The 14708-nt window shown below is 61.9% G+C and carries 14 protein-coding genes and 1 tRNA gene; 5 read left to right on the top strand and 10 right to left on the bottom strand.

Going from position 1 to position 14708, the window contains the following annotated elements; all coding sequences use genetic code 11:
* Nucleotide 1 precedes the first annotated feature (1 nt).
* Nucleotides 2-661, bottom strand: coding sequence for a TIGR04282 family arsenosugar biosynthesis glycosyltransferase (locus SFU85_12290; protein ID MDX6767555.1), 660 nt, complete (start codon nt 659-661; stop codon nt 2-4).
* A complete protein-coding gene (locus SFU85_12285) occupies nt 658-2595 on the bottom strand; it encodes a glycosyltransferase family 2 protein (protein MDX6767554.1) in 1938 nt (645 codons plus the stop codon). The genes SFU85_12290 and SFU85_12285 overlap by 4 nt, the downstream gene beginning before the upstream one ends.
* A gap of 198 nt (nt 2596-2793) precedes the next feature.
* Between SFU85_12285 and SFU85_12280 the strand changes: the two genes are divergently transcribed.
* From SFU85_12280 to mpl, 3 genes are all read left to right on the top strand, one after another.
* Nucleotides 2794-3294, top strand: coding sequence for a hypothetical protein (locus SFU85_12280; protein MDX6767553.1), 501 nt, complete (start codon nt 2794-2796; stop codon nt 3292-3294).
* A 247-nt stretch (nt 3295-3541) separates the two neighbouring features.
* Entirely contained in the window at nt 3542-3754 is a 213-nt protein-coding gene (locus SFU85_12275) for a hypothetical protein (protein ID MDX6767552.1), read from the top strand.
* 399 nt (nt 3755-4153) lie between these two features.
* Nucleotides 4154-5554, top strand: a complete 1401-nt coding sequence (gene mpl, locus SFU85_12270) for a UDP-N-acetylmuramate:L-alanyl-gamma-D-glutamyl-meso-diaminopimelate ligase (GenBank protein ID MDX6767551.1) — start codon at nt 4154-4156, stop codon at nt 5552-5554.
* A gap of 202 nt (nt 5555-5756) precedes the next feature.
* Here the strand turns inward: mpl and argA are convergent, their stop codons facing one another.
* Entirely contained in the window at nt 5757-7037 is a 1281-nt protein-coding gene (gene argA / locus SFU85_12265) for an amino-acid N-acetyltransferase (GenBank protein ID MDX6767550.1), read from the bottom strand.
* A gap of 158 nt (nt 7038-7195) precedes the next feature.
* Here argA and SFU85_12260 point away from each other — a divergent pair, with 158 nt between their 5' ends.
* A complete protein-coding gene (locus SFU85_12260) occupies nt 7196-8056 on the top strand; it encodes a transglutaminase family protein (GenBank protein ID MDX6767549.1) in 861 nt (286 codons plus the stop codon).
* 15 nt (nt 8057-8071) lie between these two features.
* Here the strand turns inward: SFU85_12260 and gmk are convergent, their stop codons facing one another.
* The 7 genes from gmk to trmB form a co-directional block, all read right to left on the bottom strand.
* Entirely contained in the window at nt 8072-8683 is a 612-nt protein-coding gene (gene gmk, locus SFU85_12255) for a guanylate kinase (GenBank protein MDX6767548.1), read from the bottom strand.
* Nucleotides 8680-9561, bottom strand: coding sequence for a YicC/YloC family endoribonuclease (locus SFU85_12250; protein ID MDX6767547.1), 882 nt, complete (start codon nt 9559-9561; stop codon nt 8680-8682). Before SFU85_12250 ends, gmk begins: the two co-directional genes overlap by 4 nt.
* Nucleotides 9562-9645: 84 nt before the next feature.
* Nucleotides 9646-11175, bottom strand: a complete 1530-nt coding sequence (locus tag SFU85_12245; GenBank protein MDX6767546.1) for an AsmA-like C-terminal region-containing protein — start codon at nt 11173-11175, stop codon at nt 9646-9648.
* 49 nt (nt 11176-11224) lie between these two features.
* Nucleotides 11225-11851, bottom strand: a complete 627-nt coding sequence (gene hisH / locus SFU85_12240; GenBank protein MDX6767545.1) for an imidazole glycerol phosphate synthase subunit HisH — start codon at nt 11849-11851, stop codon at nt 11225-11227.
* Between the two features lie 81 nt (nt 11852-11932).
* Nucleotides 11933-12523, bottom strand: a complete 591-nt coding sequence (gene hisB, locus SFU85_12235; GenBank protein ID MDX6767544.1) for an imidazoleglycerol-phosphate dehydratase HisB — start codon at nt 12521-12523, stop codon at nt 11933-11935.
* A complete protein-coding gene (hisD, locus tag SFU85_12230) occupies nt 12520-13782 on the bottom strand; it encodes a histidinol dehydrogenase (GenBank protein MDX6767543.1) in 1263 nt (420 codons plus the stop codon). The genes hisB and hisD overlap by 4 nt, the downstream gene beginning before the upstream one ends.
* A gap of 88 nt (nt 13783-13870) precedes the next feature.
* Complete coding sequence (trmB, locus tag SFU85_12225; protein ID MDX6767542.1) at nt 13871-14506, bottom strand: tRNA (guanosine(46)-N7)-methyltransferase TrmB; 636 nt, start codon at nt 14504-14506, stop codon at nt 13871-13873.
* Between the two features lie 70 nt (nt 14507-14576).
* On the opposite strand from trmB, the gene SFU85_12220 reads away from it, so the two are divergent.
* Nucleotides 14577-14649, top strand: a tRNA-Phe gene (locus SFU85_12220).
* Nucleotides 14650-14708: the final 59 nt, after the last annotated feature.

Genomic DNA, 14708 nt, shown 5'->3' with positions numbered 1-14708 from the left:
CTCACCCCCGGGCGCCATCCGCACACGATCCGGCCCCGCCGTTCCAGCCGGACGACCTTGCCCGGTCCCACGAAGCGGCATCATCCACGTCTTCAGACTCCTCCAGCAAATGCACGGACAAGCCAGCCGCCTTCGCCCGTGCGCAGGTTTGCTCCAGCACGCGCGGCGTGCTCCATTCGATCCGCTCAAACAAACCCCGGTGCGCCGCACCCAGACCCAGAAGGACATAGCCTCCGTCGCGCGCCGGCCCCAAGACCACCTCCGCCCCTCCGTTCAGGCACGCCTCCGCCTGCCGCAAAATCCCGGCATCCAGATACGGACAATCCCCGCCAAGAAAAACCAGTGCGCCCAGGGAAAAATCATGCGACTCCAAAGCCCCCAACAAACGATCGCCCAGATCACCGGACACCTGTGGACGGTAAACCGGCCGGTCCCCCAGCCAGGCCCGCATCACCGGCCCCGCATCGGGGGGATCATGATGCACCACCAAATCCCATTCCACCGGCACCACGCGGCATTGCCAGGACGCCAGTGAACGGTAAGCGAGGCAGGCTTCCTCCGCGCCGATCTGCGCCGCCAGTCGAGTTTTCACCCGGCCCGCCACCGGCGCCTTGAGCATCAGTGCGGCCGTTGTCCGCCGTCCCTGCGCACCAGGTTTCATCGTTCCTTCCTCCGTTGGTCCCACAGCCATCCGAGCAGGGGTGGCCCCCACAGCAACAACCAAAGCGGTACGCCCAACAACCACTCCTTCTGCACGAAGGCCAACTGTTGCAGTTGGAAGTAAATCAACGCACTCACTCCGGCCAGGCGCCAACCCAGGCTGCCGCTTGCCACGGCGAAGGGAATTCCCCAGGTGAAATACCACGCATGCACCAACGGCGAAAGGACGAGCAACCCGATGAACCAGCGTTCCGCCGCCACAGCCAGGGTCGGGGAACGCCACACCACCCACATCCCAAGCAGTGCGGCGGGGATGAGGTGGATCTGGTTCATCCTCAGGGAAGGCTCCCAGATCCAGCTGAAGATCCGCGGAAGAAAATCCGCGCTCCGCGCATACACCGCAAAATCCTTGGGGAACCAAAGTCTCGGGTCCCAGGGCGGCGGCAGCAAGATTACGGCCAGCAACGTCGGCAACATTGCCCATACCGCAAGTTCTAGCACCCGGCGCGTGCCTTGGTCCCGCCACTGCCTCCACAACACCCAGGCCAGCAGGGGGGCCGCCACATACTTGATGCCACAGGCCGCGCCCAACGCCAGAACCGCCAGTCGTATCCGCCCGGAGTCCCAGGCCAGCCACCCCACCACCATCGCCAACAGCATCCAGGCGTCGAAATGCCCCCCGCCCGCGAAGGCCAGCAACACCAACGGACACCATGCGTAGAGCGTCGCCCGCGCCGGTCCAAATCTCCGGGCCAGCACCACGGCCACCCCGAAATCCGCCGCCGCCACCATCAGCTTCAACCACCACCAACCCGCGCCCAAAGCTGCCACGCGCATCAAGGCCTGGGTCAGCGGCGGGTAGATCGCCGTGATTTCGCGGTGCGGCATCAATGCCCACGCGTCATCCCGCAGCTCGGCCAGCGCCGGGTCTGCCGGCGCCAGGACGTAGGGATTGAACCCCGCATTCTGCACCCGGCCTTCCCAAAGATAACGCCAGACATCGTCCCCGGGGAACATGAACCACATCACCACCCTCAGACCGAGGGACAGGAAAAGAAAACCGCGCCTCCCCACATCGCGCCACGCCCACGAAATGACATAACCCAACACCAGCGCCAACGCACCGGCCCAGAACAGGGGACGGACCCCGTAACGGGCGAAATCCCCCGACGACGCCACCGCCGCCGCCCCGGCCAGCAGAAGGAGGGTCGAACCCCAGGCCAACGCCCGCTGCACCGTCCGCTTGCGCAGGACAAACTTGCCCCAGGTGCCCAGGATGACACTCCCGGCCCCCACCATTCCGCGCAGGTTCCCGGAAATCTTCGATTTTCCCGCCCGCCTCCGGTGGTAGCCCACCGGCACCTCCGCCCAACGCAACCCCAGTTCCGCCGCACGGATCTGCATCTCAATCGTCCAACCGAACCCGCGATCTTCCATCGCAATCCGTTCCAGCGCATCACGCCGAACCAGGCGCAGGGGGCCCAGATCGCGGAACGATGCTCCCCAGGCCAGACGGATCAGGAAGGTGGCGAGGGCATTTCCGAATCGCTGCACCGGGGTCATGACCGCCCGGCCCTCCACCGTCGACGTCCGGTCCCCGCAAACAAAAACCGCCCCCTCATCCGCCGCCCGCAACAAGCGCGGCAGATCCTCCAACGCATCACTGCCGTCGGCATCGCAGAAAAGAATCCACTCCACCCCATCCGGCAGATTTTGCAGACCGGTCCAACACGCCCGCCCATAGCCCCGCGACGGTTCATGGACCACTTCCGCACCCGCCCGAAGCGCCGTGCCATCCGTCCCATCCGTGCTCCCATTGTCGACCACCCGCACCCGACGCAGCCCCTGCTCCGCCAACCGGCCCAACACCCCGGCAATCGCTCCGGCCTCGTTGAGGGCGGGGATCACCACCAGGATGGATGAGGCATTGGGCATCGCAGCAGTTTAGAGACGCGACCCCACCTGTCGATTCCACGCTAAAAGCTTATCCGGATCCATGCAGTTGAACCACAGAGGACACAGAGTGGACAGAGCAGAAACCATTGGAAATAAAGGGATTAGAAACCACCGCCAGCGGCATAATTCCGCCTAAGATTCCTCCCAGTCCAATCGTTATAGAGAAAAGGAACCTCCATGATTGACCGCACCCGCACCCTGACCATCAAAAACCCTTGCCCCAAATCGTGGGCCGAGATGAAAGGAAGCGAAACCCGGCGTTTCTGCACCCACTGTTCGAAACACGTCCACCACCTTTCCAAGTTGAGCCGCCCCGAGGCCGCCCTGCTGCTCCAGTGGAAGAAAGGCAACCTTTGTGCGGCTTATGAGTGCGGCAGTCGTGGGGAAATCCATTTCACCCCGGTTCTCACCCGGGTGCAGAGCCTGATCCGCCCCATGACAGTCGGCTTGCTCTCGGCTGTGCTGGGATTGTTGGGTATCGGATGTTCCTCCTCGGCCAAGCCGCCTACCCCACCCGCCACGACCCAGCCACCCCCGGGTTCCAGCCGCATGATCTTGGGTGAAATCGCCCCTCAAGCGGAAGTCCGTCCACCGTCATCCGACATCTCCCCATCCCCTCCCAACACTCCCCTGATCATGGGCAAAGTAGCCGCGCCCGAACATCCACCGAAGAAGTAGCACCCCACCCACTTCTCCTTGTCCACACGCCCCGCAGCGGCATGATCCATCCATGCCCCGCTCGCCCTTCCCGCAGGCTACATCGTCCCGGAAAACGAGCGCACCGGACTTCCCCCTTCTCAAGAAGGGCTGAACCCCGGCCCAACCTACTTGGAATCCGCAACAACCACCCAAGGGTGACCGTTTTGCGTTTAGTGGAGCGGAGCACCGATCTTGCCTCCGGTGGATTAGTCGATACGATGATCCTATGCAGTCCTCATACACCGCCATTATCAAACAAACCGGTCCTTGGTGGGTTGGTTGGGTTGAAGAAGTACCGGGAGTCAACGCCCAAGCTGAAACCAAGGACCAGTTGATGGTTTCCCTGCGGGAAATCCTTTTGGAAGCCCTGGAATTCAACCGGGAAGAGGCGCGCAAAGCAGCTGAAGGCAATTATTCCGAAGAACTCATTTCGGCATGAAACGCCGCGAGTTGCTGCGCCACCTTCATGATCATGGCTGCACACTTATTCGGGAAGGAGGCAACCACTCTTGGTGGGCCAATCTTGCCAAAAACAGGCGTTCCGCAGTTCCCCGTCACCAATAAGTGCCGGATATCCTGGCCCGGAAGATCTGTAAGGATTTGGACATACCCAAACCCTGAGGAGTGAAGTTTCTGTGGGCGGACCCGACCCAACCATGCAACTCATTAATTCAAGAAACCCATTGAAGTCCTATACATGGCACTCAACATGGTCTGGGAAAGTTCATTCAAGACTGTCGGACTGTGCCTAACTTTACAGAACACGATTGTCGGTACGTTTCCCGTGACACCACGAATCATCTGTTCAGCATAAAAACAATCAACTGAGTGCCTTTTCATGCCCGAGTCGCCCTTCCCCCCCATCCGTCACATCCACGTCATCGGCATCTGCGGCACCGCCATGGGCTCCGTGGCTGCCATGCTCCGCGACGACGGCTACACCGTCACCGGCTCCGATGAACGCGTCTACCCGCCCATGTCCACCTTCCTCCAGGAAAAGGGCATCGTCCTCAGGGAGGGTTATTCTCCCGCGAATCTCGAACCCCTCCCCAACCTGGTCATCGTCGGAAATGCCATTTCCCGGGGCAACCCCGAATTGGAGCACGTCCTCGACCAACGAATGCTTTACCTTTCGCTGCCGGAAACCCTGAAGCTTTTCTATCTCCGCCACACCCACAACCTGGTCGTCACCGGCACCCACGGCAAAACCACCACCACCTCGCTCCTGGCCTGGATCTTCCAGCACACCGGCCGCCAACCCAGCTACATGATCGGCGGCATCCCGCTCAATTTCGGCCAGGGCTGCCGACGCCAGGACGGGAAGTACTGGATTTTGGAGGGGGACGAATACGACACCGCCTTCTTCGACAAACGGAGCAAGTTCCTCCACTATCTCCCCGAACTGGCCATCATCAACAATGTCGAATTCGACCACGCCGATATCTACGACGACCTGCATGCGGTCAAAAAAACCTTCCGCCACCTGGTCAACATCGTCCCCGGCAACGGCATGATCGTGCTCAACGCCGACGATGCCAATGCCCTCGAAGTCACCCGCCACGCCCGGGCCCAGTTGGTGGAGGTGGGCTTCAGTGAAAACGCCGCAGTGCGCATCACCGACCATACCCAGGACGCGGAAGGCAGCCACTTCACCCTGCTTGGCCAGCGCTTCACCGTCCCGCTCTACGGCCGCCACAACGTCCACAACACCGCCATGGCCGTCACCGCGGCCCACAACTACCAGATCCCCCTGCCCGACATCGCCGCCGCCCTCAGGGCCTTCCAGGGAGTCAAACGCCGGATGGAAGTCCGGGGTGAGCCGCGCGGGGCTACGGTCATCGATGACTTTGCCCACCACCCCACGGCCATCCGGGAAACCCTGCAAGCCCTGCGGGTACGCTATCCGGGAAGGCGGCTGTGGGCCCTCTTCGAGCCCCGTTCCAACACCACCCGCCGGGCCGTTTTCCAGAACGACCTGCCCGCGGCCCTGGCCTTGGCCGACCGCGTGGTGTTGACCCAGGTGGCCCGGGCCGGCCAACTGAAGCCCGGCGAAGGCCTCGACGTCCCCAAAGTGGTGGCCGATACCCGCGACTTGGGCGTCGAAGCCTGGTATGTCCCGGAAATCGACGACCTAGTCGCCCTGATGCAGAAAGAAGCCACGGCTGGCGATGTCGTCGCCGTCCTGAGCAATGGCAGCTTCGGCGGACTCATCCCGCGCCTTCTCCAACAACACGCTTGAACAACTTTCCCGCGTTCTTCCTACGCTGTTTTGCTAACTTTTTGCATTTGATCAGCTACTCGTTCTCCAACTCATTCTCCTTCTCGTGCTCTCTGAATGGGAGAGAACGAGCACGAGAGCGAGTAAGAGAAACGAGAGCAGAACGCACCAATCAATACCAAATTACTTGGCGCTTTTCGCCGGTGGTCGATGAGCCAGGAGGTCAAAGGTCTTTGTAGAGAACCTTGGAGTTCCTTCCGCTGGCATCGTATTTCAGCTTCCGCTCGGGCGGCAGCATCTCGACGCTGCCCTCGGCGAAGCCGCCTTTTTGCTGGAAATAGTTGAAGGTGCGGGTGGAGAGCACGATCAACCGCTTCGTCCCGGCCTCGCGGGCCCGGCTTTCGAGGAAGTGCATGAGCTTGCGCCCGATCCCCTGGTTCTCGTGCGAGGACGAAACGACCACGCAGGCCAGTTCGGCCACCTTGGGCTCGACGCCGTAAAAATGGAGTGCGGCGCAACCGAGCACGGTCTTGTCGATTTCGTAGACGTAGAAATTCCCGATCTCCGAGGTGATTTCCTGCTCGCTGCGCTGGACCACTTCCTGGGCTTGCACGGACTCCCGCACCAAGCGGAGGATGGCCCGCACATCGCGCTTCTTCGCCTTGCGGATGGCCTCGTACTCGTTGGCGTAAACCATGGTGCCGATCCCTTCATTGGAGAAAACCTCCCGGAGCAGAGCTTCCTCGGTGCGGCCATCGACAATGTGGGCCCGGTTGACGCCATTGAGGCAGGCGGCAACGCCGTGTTCCAATTTGGAAATGAGCTCGGGCGGATCGGTGTCGCGGTTCTTGCGCACGTAGGCATCGGCCTCGGCAACGGAAAACTGGGCGGAAAGCTTGCCGGCCATGGCGACGCCGTTGCTGGGGCCCAGAAAGATGAGTTTGGCGGCTTTGAGGGCGCGGGCCACCGCCAGGGCAACTCCGTCGGAATTGACCCGGAAGGTCCGGCCCTCTCCGTCGAAGCCCAAGGGTGGGATGATGGGGATGATGCCGTGGTTGAGCGATGTCTGGAGGAACTCGGCGTCAACCCGCTCGACCCGGCCGGTGTGCTGGAGATCCCGCCCGCTGACGATACCGGCGGGGTGGGCGATGATGGCGTTGCTGACCATGGCCCGCTGGTCGGCCTCACTGAAGGCTTCGAGGAGTTCGTGGGCGATGGCGTTGCTGGCCGTGATGGCCAGATGCAGGGTGGCGGCGTCGGTCACGCCCATGCCGTCGATGTTGCTCGGGGTGCTGCCGAACTGGGTGGCATAGGCCTCGATCTGGCGGCTGGCGCCGTGAACAACGACGATGTTGATGTTGACCGAACGCAGAACGGCGATATCGAGCACAAGATTGCGCAGCGAGTCGGGGCTGAGCACCACGCTGTCGACGGAAAGTACGAAGGTGCGGTCCCGAAACCGTGAGGTGTAGGTCAGGATGCCGCGCAGGCTGGACGAGATCATCGGAAGATTTTCTATCGTGGCAGAGGCCTGATTCCCAGAGAAAACTCGCCCCGCCACTGATTCAGGTCTAGAATCTGCTTCGCAAGCGAGTTCCTTGCCTCCACTTCACCCTTCCAAGCCTCTTTCAATTCCAATCCCCCTCCCACCCGGTCCAATCCATGCGCTTCCAAATCCAGCACACCACGCGGTACAGTTATCAGGAAATGGTCGGTTTCAGCGAGCACCTGATCCTGCTCCGTCCCCGGGAGGACCACCACGCCCGGGTGGAGCAATTCGATCTCCGTTTCATGCCATCGGCCCGCGTCCGCTGGATCCGGGACATGCACGAAAACCACATCGCCGTGGCCCAGCCGGAGGGGCAATCGAAGCAATTCGTCATCCGCGTGGAGGCGGTGGTGGCGATGCACCAGGACAATCCGTTTGATTTCCTGTTGGCCGGGCATGCGACGCATTTCCCGTTTCCTTACCATCCGGTAGAACGTCATGCCCTCCTGCCCTATCTGGAACAACCGGGGCAGGTGCCGGACGCGGCGGTGGTGGCCTGGCTGGAGGCGAATGCCGGTTCCGGCTGGACCGGGGGAACGGTCGATGTGCTGGCCCGTTTGAACCAAAGCCTGCACGCCTCCCTGGCCTACTCACGCCGCGAAGAAGCCGGCATCCGCACACCGGCGCAAACCCTCCTCCAGGGCGGGAGCTGCCGCGACTTCAGCGTGCTCTTCATCGCCTGCGCGCGCAGACTCGGCCTGGCGGCCCGCTTTGTCAGCGGCTACCTGCATGTCCACGGCAGCGACACCGGACGGGCGGAGAACGCCATGCACGCCTGGGTGGAGGTCTACCTGCCCGGTGCGGGGTGGAAAGGGGTGGATCCGACCAACGGGATTTTCTGCACCGGCGATTTCATTCCGGTGGCGGTCTCGGCCGACCCGGAATGGGCCAACCCGATCCAAGGCGGTTATGTTTCCCCGGTGAAGGTGGAAAACGAGCTGAATGCCACGGTGGAAGTGAAAAGGCTGGATTGAAGGCCGGCCGCCGGATCAACTTCGATTCAAGCCCAAGCGGGCACTTTTATAGCGCTCGGCCTTCATGATGGCACGGAACTTGGCCAGATCTTCCTCCATGCTCTCGCTGAGCAAGGTGTAACGGTATTCCTTCCAGGCCTCGATTTCCGACCGGGCGTTGCCCATGCGGGTCTGGATCTGGGCTTCGGTCTCGGTGCCTCGCCGGCGCAGGCGTCGCTCCAGTTCCTCGAGTGTCGGCGGCATGATGAACACGTCGGCCAGGCTGGCCTGGATGTGGGGATCGTCGCAGGCCCGGATTTGACGCGCGCCGGCAATGTCGATATCGAGCAGCACATCGCGGCCCGCCTGCAGGTGCTCAAGCACTCGGGAGCGGAGGGTGCCGTAATGGTTGCCATGGACAAGTGCATGCTCGAGGAATTCCCCGCCGGCGATGCGCTGCTGGAACTCGGCCACGCTGATGAAATGATAGTCCTCGCCGTCGGTCTCCCCGGGCCGGGCCGGGCGGGTGGTGCAGGAGACGGAAAAAACGAAGTCCGGGGTTTTGCGCAGGTTCGAACAGAGGGTGGATTTGCCTGTGCCGGATGGGGCCGAAACCACGAAAAGGATCCCCTGTCGGGTGAAATTCATTCCAAGTTCTGGACCTGTTCCCGGATTTTTTCCAGTTCCGTCTTCATCGCCACCACGCGCCGCGAAATCTCCACATCATTGCCCTTGCTCCCGATGGTATTGATCTCGCGACCGATCTCCTGCAGGAGGAAATCCAGGTTGCGCCCGGCCGGCTCGGGTGATTTCAAGAGACGTGCGGCTTCCTTGAAATGGGCCCGCAAACGGGTCAGTTCCTCGGAGATGTCACTGCGGTCGGCGAAGAGGGCCACCTCCTTGAGCAGTCGCTCGTCATCCAGGGCCACCGGAATCCCGGCCTCCTCGATGCGCTTGAAGAGGGCCGAGCGGTGGGCCGCCAAGTGCGGACCCTTGCGTTCCTCAACCCCATCGGCCTGCTCGGCCAGAAAGCGGAACTTGGCCGCCAGATCGCGGGCCAGGAAGTCGCCCTCGCGTTCGCGCGATTTGTCCCAGGCGGCCAGGGCACGGGTCAGGGTTTTTGTCAGCGGTGCGAGAAACTCACCCGGATCGGTCACCCCGCGCGTGTCTTCCATCACCCCGGGGAGTTTGAGAAGAAAATCCAGCGTGGCTTCGCCTTCCACCTTCAACGACTTCGCCGCCGCCCGGATGCGGCTGCGGTACTCGCCGAGCAACACGGTGTTCACTTGGAGCGCCGGCACCGCGTCCTTCTGCTCGGCCCGCCAGGCCACCTCCACGGTGATCCGCCCACGGGCGGCGGATTGCTGGACCTGGGTTCGCAACGCGTTTTCCAGCGAAGCCAGTTCGCGCGGAAGGTTGAACTGTAGGTCGAGACCTTTCTTGCTGTTGATCGAGCTGATTTCCACCACCAACTTCCGTCCGCAGGCACTGGCCTCCGACGATCCAAACCCGGTCATACTCTTCATCGAGCCTTCCTTTTTAACGCAGGCCGTGGCCCGCGCATAGGGTGAAATCAAAGAATCCACCCCGGGACACCAGGGCAGTCAGAATCAAGGCGTAACCGGTACGGATTCGGGAGCCGGCGTGGCAGGAGCGGACAATGGGTCGGCTGGTGTGGGAGCGGCCGCGTCCTCAGGAATCGTTGCCGTCTGTGTACTCGGTGCCAAATCGAACCCCAGGGTCTTGGCCACCATCGGGATGATGTTGAAAGGATCGCCTCCCTCGGGCCGGATGACAGGTTTTTCCGATGGGCCGGTGACAGAGAACGGGATGCCTTCCCTGAGCGTGGCCGAGGCCGGTGTATCGGGATTCTCCGGCGGGGCTTCTTCCTTTTTTTTGCCCCCGAGGAGTCCTTTGAGAAAACCTTGGGCGATATCGGCAACCTTGCCCACGGGACTGGAATCGATCTTCAGCCGTCCTTTAAGGTTGAGCTGTTTGTCAAAACCGACCTCGCCGTTGAGATGCAACTTGACCCCCTTGCCGACAAGGTGGAGTTCGTCGACCAGTACTTTTTGTCCGGCGATGCGGTAGTTGCCCTTGAGGCTGTCGAACTCACCGGTTTGCAAGGGCGGGATGCCGACGAGGATGCCCGGGACGGGGAAATTCTTCAGTTTGCCGACGACCGGATTCTTGATGTCGAGGGTGCCCTGTCCGCCGAGGTCTTTGGGGGCGTTGAGGGTGCCGTTGCCCTGGAAGTCCAGCTGGAGCGTGCCAGTGAGCAAGTCCGGTGGCCCAGCCAGGTCGCGCAGCAGGTCGCCCACCGCGCTGTCCTTGACCGCCAATGTGGTCTCGAAGGCCCGCCCGGGATCCAGGAGTGCCACTTGGATTTTACCCCCGACCGTGCCCCCGGCGAGCGAGCCGGTGAAGGCCGGGAGGGTCACCTGTCCGTCGGTGAATTGCAAAGGGGTGCGGAGACGGGAAATCCTGATGCCGGGAGCGGCTTCGAGTGCGTCCATTTCGACCCGGAGGTCGGCCGAGGGCTTGCCCCCGGACCAGCGGGCCGAGCCTTCGACTCCGAGTCCCTGGACCGAGGCGACGAGCTTGTTGTCGGGATCAAAGACCTTGGCCCCCGACTTGGAGATGCTGACGGATTCCACCAGCGCCTCCAAGGCCTGCAATTCCCCGGCGGCTTCCGGATTGGATCCAGTGGATGGCTGTTTGGGGGTGTCTGTCGCATTCCCGGTTTGGGTCTTGAAGGGAAGGTCGATGGAGCCATTGCCATTCTGATGGATCTCGATCTGCAAATCGCGGATTTCGACGCTTTTGACCACCGGCTTGCCCTTGAAGACCGACCAAAGATTGATGCGGGCCCCGGCATGACCGAGCGAGAGCAGCGGGGATGATTCGTTCGGTGGGGCGTTGGGCACCACCAGGCCGTCCACCTCGGCCGAACCGAGCAGTCCGATCTTGTGGCCGGCGATGCGGATTTCCGTCCCAAGGGCCTGCGAAACGCCCGTGCGCAGCTTTTCGCGGGTGGCATCAGAGTTGAGCTGGGAAAGGACAAGGAAGACGCCTCCAACCGCAGCCACCAACAGCAACAAGGCCAGGACGCCCACGACCATCAGGATTTTTTTCAACATAAAGGAACCGTTGGGTCAGTTGGGTGAGCAGGGCGCGGGTGCGGCCGGTTCAGGCGGGAACCCCCGCACCGACCGACTCAAAGTAGGCATTGAGCAATGCCAGACCGGCGGCCTGGCTCTTCTCGGGGTGGAACTGGAAACCGGCCACGGCCCCGCGGCGGATGCCGCTGGCAAAGGTCACCCCGCCGTAGGTGGTGGTGCAGGCAGTGTCACCATCGGCCACGGCATCCGGGTAAAAGGAGTGCACATGATAGAAATAATCCGAGCCGCCGGCCGGAGCCAACCCGGAAGCCTCCCGGAAGGTGACCCGGTTCCAACCCATGTGGGGGATCTTGCCCACGGAAGGAGGGAAAAGCACGACCTGACCCGGCAGCCAACCCAGGCCCCGAACACCGGGCGATTCCTCGCCCTCGGCGAACATCAATTGATAGCCAAGACAGATTCCCAGGAAGGGTTTGCCGGAGGCCAGCCAATCCACAATCGGCGCGCGCAGGTCCTGCCGGTCCAGGGCATTCATGGCATCGCCAAACGCCCCGACGCCCGGGAGAACCAGACCCTCACAAGTGGAGAATTCATCCGAGCGGGACACGCGCGACACTTGGCAGCCGACGCGGGCAAGGGCCTTGGTCACGCTGTGGAGATTCCCGCGGCCGTAATCAATCAACCCGACCTTCATGGTTCCCATACTAACGCCGCCCGCCCGCGTGGCAATGCCGGGATATCCCGGCCCACTGCCCACCAAACGGACGGAACCCGATCAGAGCTTGCCCTTGGTGCTGGGCAGGCCTTTGACCCGGGGGTCGCGGCGGCAGGCCATGTCAAGGGCGCGGGCCAGTCCCTTGAAGACCGACTCGGCAATGTGGTGGGCATCACGTCCGTAAAGCAATTCGATGTGCAGGTTCATGGCGGCGTTGTTGGCGAACGCGCGCATGAATTCCTCCACCAAGGTCATGGGGAAATCCCCGGCTTTCCGTGTTTTCCCCGGGACGCGGTATTCGAGGTAAACGCGGTTGCTCAGGTCGAGCACCACCCGGGTGAGGGTTTCATCCATCGGAAGATAGAAAAAACCGTAACGTACGATCCCTTTCTTGTCGCCAAGGGCCTGTTTGAGCGCGGAACCGAGGGCAATGCCCACATCCTCCACCGTGTGGTGGTAATCGACCTGGAGGTCGCCCTGGCAAACCACGCTGAGGTCCATGTTGGCGTGCTTGGAGAAGAGAGTGAGCATGTGGTCGAAGAAACCGATGCCCGTGCGGATGTCGGATTTCCCGGAACCGTCGACGTTGAGCGACAACCGGATCTTCGTTTCGGCGGTGTCCCGCTTGATTGTGGCGGTGCGGCTTTTCATTTGCGGAAGCGGACAGCAACGGATTCGAGGTGGGCATCCATGCCCTCGGTGGCGGCCAGGGTTTCCACCGTCCGGCGAGCACGGCCCAAGGCCTTGCGGTCGTAGCAGACAATACTGGTCCGACGGACGAACTGGTCGATGGTCAGCCCGCTGAAGGTTTTGCCGGCCCCGCCGGTCGGTAATTCGTGGCTCGGCCCGGCCGCGTAGTCACCTGCGGCCACCGGTGAGAAGTCGCCGACAAAGATGCCGCCGCAGTTGCGGATCGTGCGGGCCAGGGTCTTGGCGCCGGAACAGCAGAGCGAGAGATGCTCCGGGGCGATGGCTTCGACAATCTCGACGCCCTGTTTGAGGTTCTTGACCAGGATGAGGGAACACCCGAGGTTCAGCGTTTCACGCAGAAATTGTTGGCGCGAGAGCGTGGACATTTGTTTTTCGATTTCCGTGGCGACCGCTTCGAGGATCTTCTTTTCCGGGGTGATGAGGAAGATCTGGCTGCCGGGGCCGTGTTCGGCCTGGGCCAGAAGATCCGCCGCAAGGAATGCGGGCTTGGCCGTCTTGTCGGCCAGGACCGCGATCTCGCTCGGACCGGGGAGAAGATCGACCCCGACCCGTCCGAAGACCTGGCGCTTGGCCTCGGTGACATAGGCGTTGCCGGGCCCGAAGACCTTGACCACCGGGCGGATCGTTTCGGTGCCGTAGGCCATTGCGGCGATCGCCTGGGCGCCACCCACCTGATGGATTTCCGTCGCACCGGCGAAACGGAGGGCGTAGTGCAGGGCGGGTGCGACCGGGCCGGGCGAGCAGACCACGATTTCCGGCACCCGCGCGACCCGAGCCAGGGTGACGGTCATGATGGCCGAAGAGACAAGCGGGGCCGTGCCCCCGGGTACATAGATCCCGACACGCTCCAGCGGTTGGTAATTTTCACCCACTTCCGCGCCCTCACTGTTGCGACCGGACCACGATTGAGGCACACGGTTTTGATAGAATTTTTCCACATTGCGCATGGCTTTTTTCAGGGCCTCGCGCACCGCGACAGGCGGGAGCTTGGGTTTGGTTTTGAGCGTGAGATCGGCACGCTCCAAGGGAACCGAGGTGTAGCGGTTGTGGATCTCGATCAGGCCCCGATCACCGCGCTGGCGGACCTCGGCGATGATTTGCCGGACACTTTGGACGACCTCGGGGTTGGATTGGTAGGTTCGGTCAAACTGCTTCAGGCGTTCTTGAAACCCGGGTTCACTGTAGGAGAGGCGCTTCATAGGATGTTGCGGCAAAACGGTCAATATAGGGCGAAAGCTAATGAATGAAAAGAACGTTCATTAAACCTTGTGGTGCAATGAATTATAATCAGGCAAGCCCCCATCGGTGCCGGTGGAAAACGCGCCCCTCCTCCATAAAACCCAACTCAAAATCGGTGCGTGGATCGCCTGTCGCATCCCAACTTCCGAGGGATTTCCAGCCGGGCGCCTGCTGCCAATGCTCCATCGACCAAAGGAAATAGTCCTCATGGTCGGTGGTGAACCGGACCTCGCCCCCCGGTTTGATCACACTGCGCAGGTGGTCCAAAAAAGGAGGCTGGATAAGGCGGTGTTTGTGGTGGCGCTTTTTGGGCCAGGGGTCGGGAAACATGATATGGACCACATCGACCGAGGCACACGGGCACAGCCGCTCGATGAAATAGGCGGATTCCAGCCGCAAAACCTTGAAGTTGCCCAGGCCGCGCTCCGGTGCCCGTTTGGCCATCTTGCGTGCACGGCCCAGAAGACGTTCAAGGGCGAAAAAGTTCCTTCCCGGCTCCCGCCGGGCCTTTTCCAGGATGAATCCGCCATCACCCGCACCCAACTCCACTTCCACCGGGTGATCATTGCCGAAAAGCTCGCGCCAGTCGTAAGCCTCGAAGAGATTGGCTGTGGGCACCCAAGAGGATTCCCTCCACTGCTCCCGGGGTAGGTTCATCAGGTCCGGGCCTTTGTTTTTCGGCATGCGCGTTTCTACGCTTTACAAAGTCCCGATTCCAACGCTTAATTTCCCTTCGCTTCATCGCGAAGGCCACGGCTGGATAGCTCAGTTGGTAGAGCAGTGGACTGAAAATCCACGTGTCGCCGGTTCGATTCCGGCTCCAGCCACACCCCCCCACCTTCCTGAATCTCTACCCCCCGCCGTCCCCCTCGACAGCTCTCAACAA

Source organism: Candidatus Methylacidiphilales bacterium (assembly GCA_033875315.1).
Lineage (GTDB): Bacteria > Verrucomicrobiota > Verrucomicrobiia > Methylacidiphilales > CAZTYG01 > JANRJG01.
Note: the sequence above shows the minus strand (reverse complement) of the source record. Positions and strands in the feature narration are given on the sequence as shown.

What these genes read in the sequence shown, in the direction of transcription:
- SFU85_12245 (MDX6767546.1), bottom strand. Translation starts at nt 11,175, where the DNA reads ATGTTGAAAAAAATCCTGATGGTCGTGGGCGTCCTGGCCTTGTTGCTG.
- hisB (MDX6767544.1), bottom strand. Translation starts at nt 12,523, where the DNA reads ATGAAAAGCCGCACCGCCACAATCAAGCGGGACACCGCCGAAACGAAG.
- mpl (MDX6767551.1), top strand. Translation starts at nt 4,154, where the DNA reads ATGCCCGAGTCGCCCTTCCCCCCCATCCGTCACATCCACGTCATCGGC.
- SFU85_12250 (MDX6767547.1), bottom strand. Translation starts at nt 9,561, where the DNA reads ATGAAGAGTATGACCGGGTTTGGATCGTCGGAGGCCAGTGCCTGCGGA.
- SFU85_12275 (MDX6767552.1), top strand. Translation starts at nt 3,542, where the DNA reads ATGCAGTCCTCATACACCGCCATTATCAAACAAACCGGTCCTTGGTGG.
- SFU85_12285 (MDX6767554.1), bottom strand. Translation starts at nt 2,595, where the DNA reads ATGCCCAATGCCTCATCCATCCTGGTGGTGATCCCCGCCCTCAACGAG.
- SFU85_12280 (MDX6767553.1), top strand. Translation starts at nt 2,794, where the DNA reads ATGATTGACCGCACCCGCACCCTGACCATCAAAAACCCTTGCCCCAAA.
- SFU85_12290 (MDX6767555.1), bottom strand. Translation starts at nt 661, where the DNA reads ATGAAACCTGGTGCGCAGGGACGGCGGACAACGGCCGCACTGATGCTC.
- SFU85_12260 (MDX6767549.1), top strand. Translation starts at nt 7,196, where the DNA reads ATGCGCTTCCAAATCCAGCACACCACGCGGTACAGTTATCAGGAAATG.
- trmB (MDX6767542.1), bottom strand. Translation starts at nt 14,506, where the DNA reads ATGCCGAAAAACAAAGGCCCGGACCTGATGAACCTACCCCGGGAGCAG.
- gmk (MDX6767548.1), bottom strand. Translation starts at nt 8,683, where the DNA reads ATGAATTTCACCCGACAGGGGATCCTTTTCGTGGTTTCGGCCCCATCC.
- hisD (MDX6767543.1), bottom strand. Translation starts at nt 13,782, where the DNA reads ATGAAGCGCCTCTCCTACAGTGAACCCGGGTTTCAAGAACGCCTGAAG.
- hisH (MDX6767545.1), bottom strand. Translation starts at nt 11,851, where the DNA reads ATGAAGGTCGGGTTGATTGATTACGGCCGCGGGAATCTCCACAGCGTG.
- argA (MDX6767550.1), bottom strand. Translation starts at nt 7,037, where the DNA reads ATGATCTCGTCCAGCCTGCGCGGCATCCTGACCTACACCTCACGGTTT.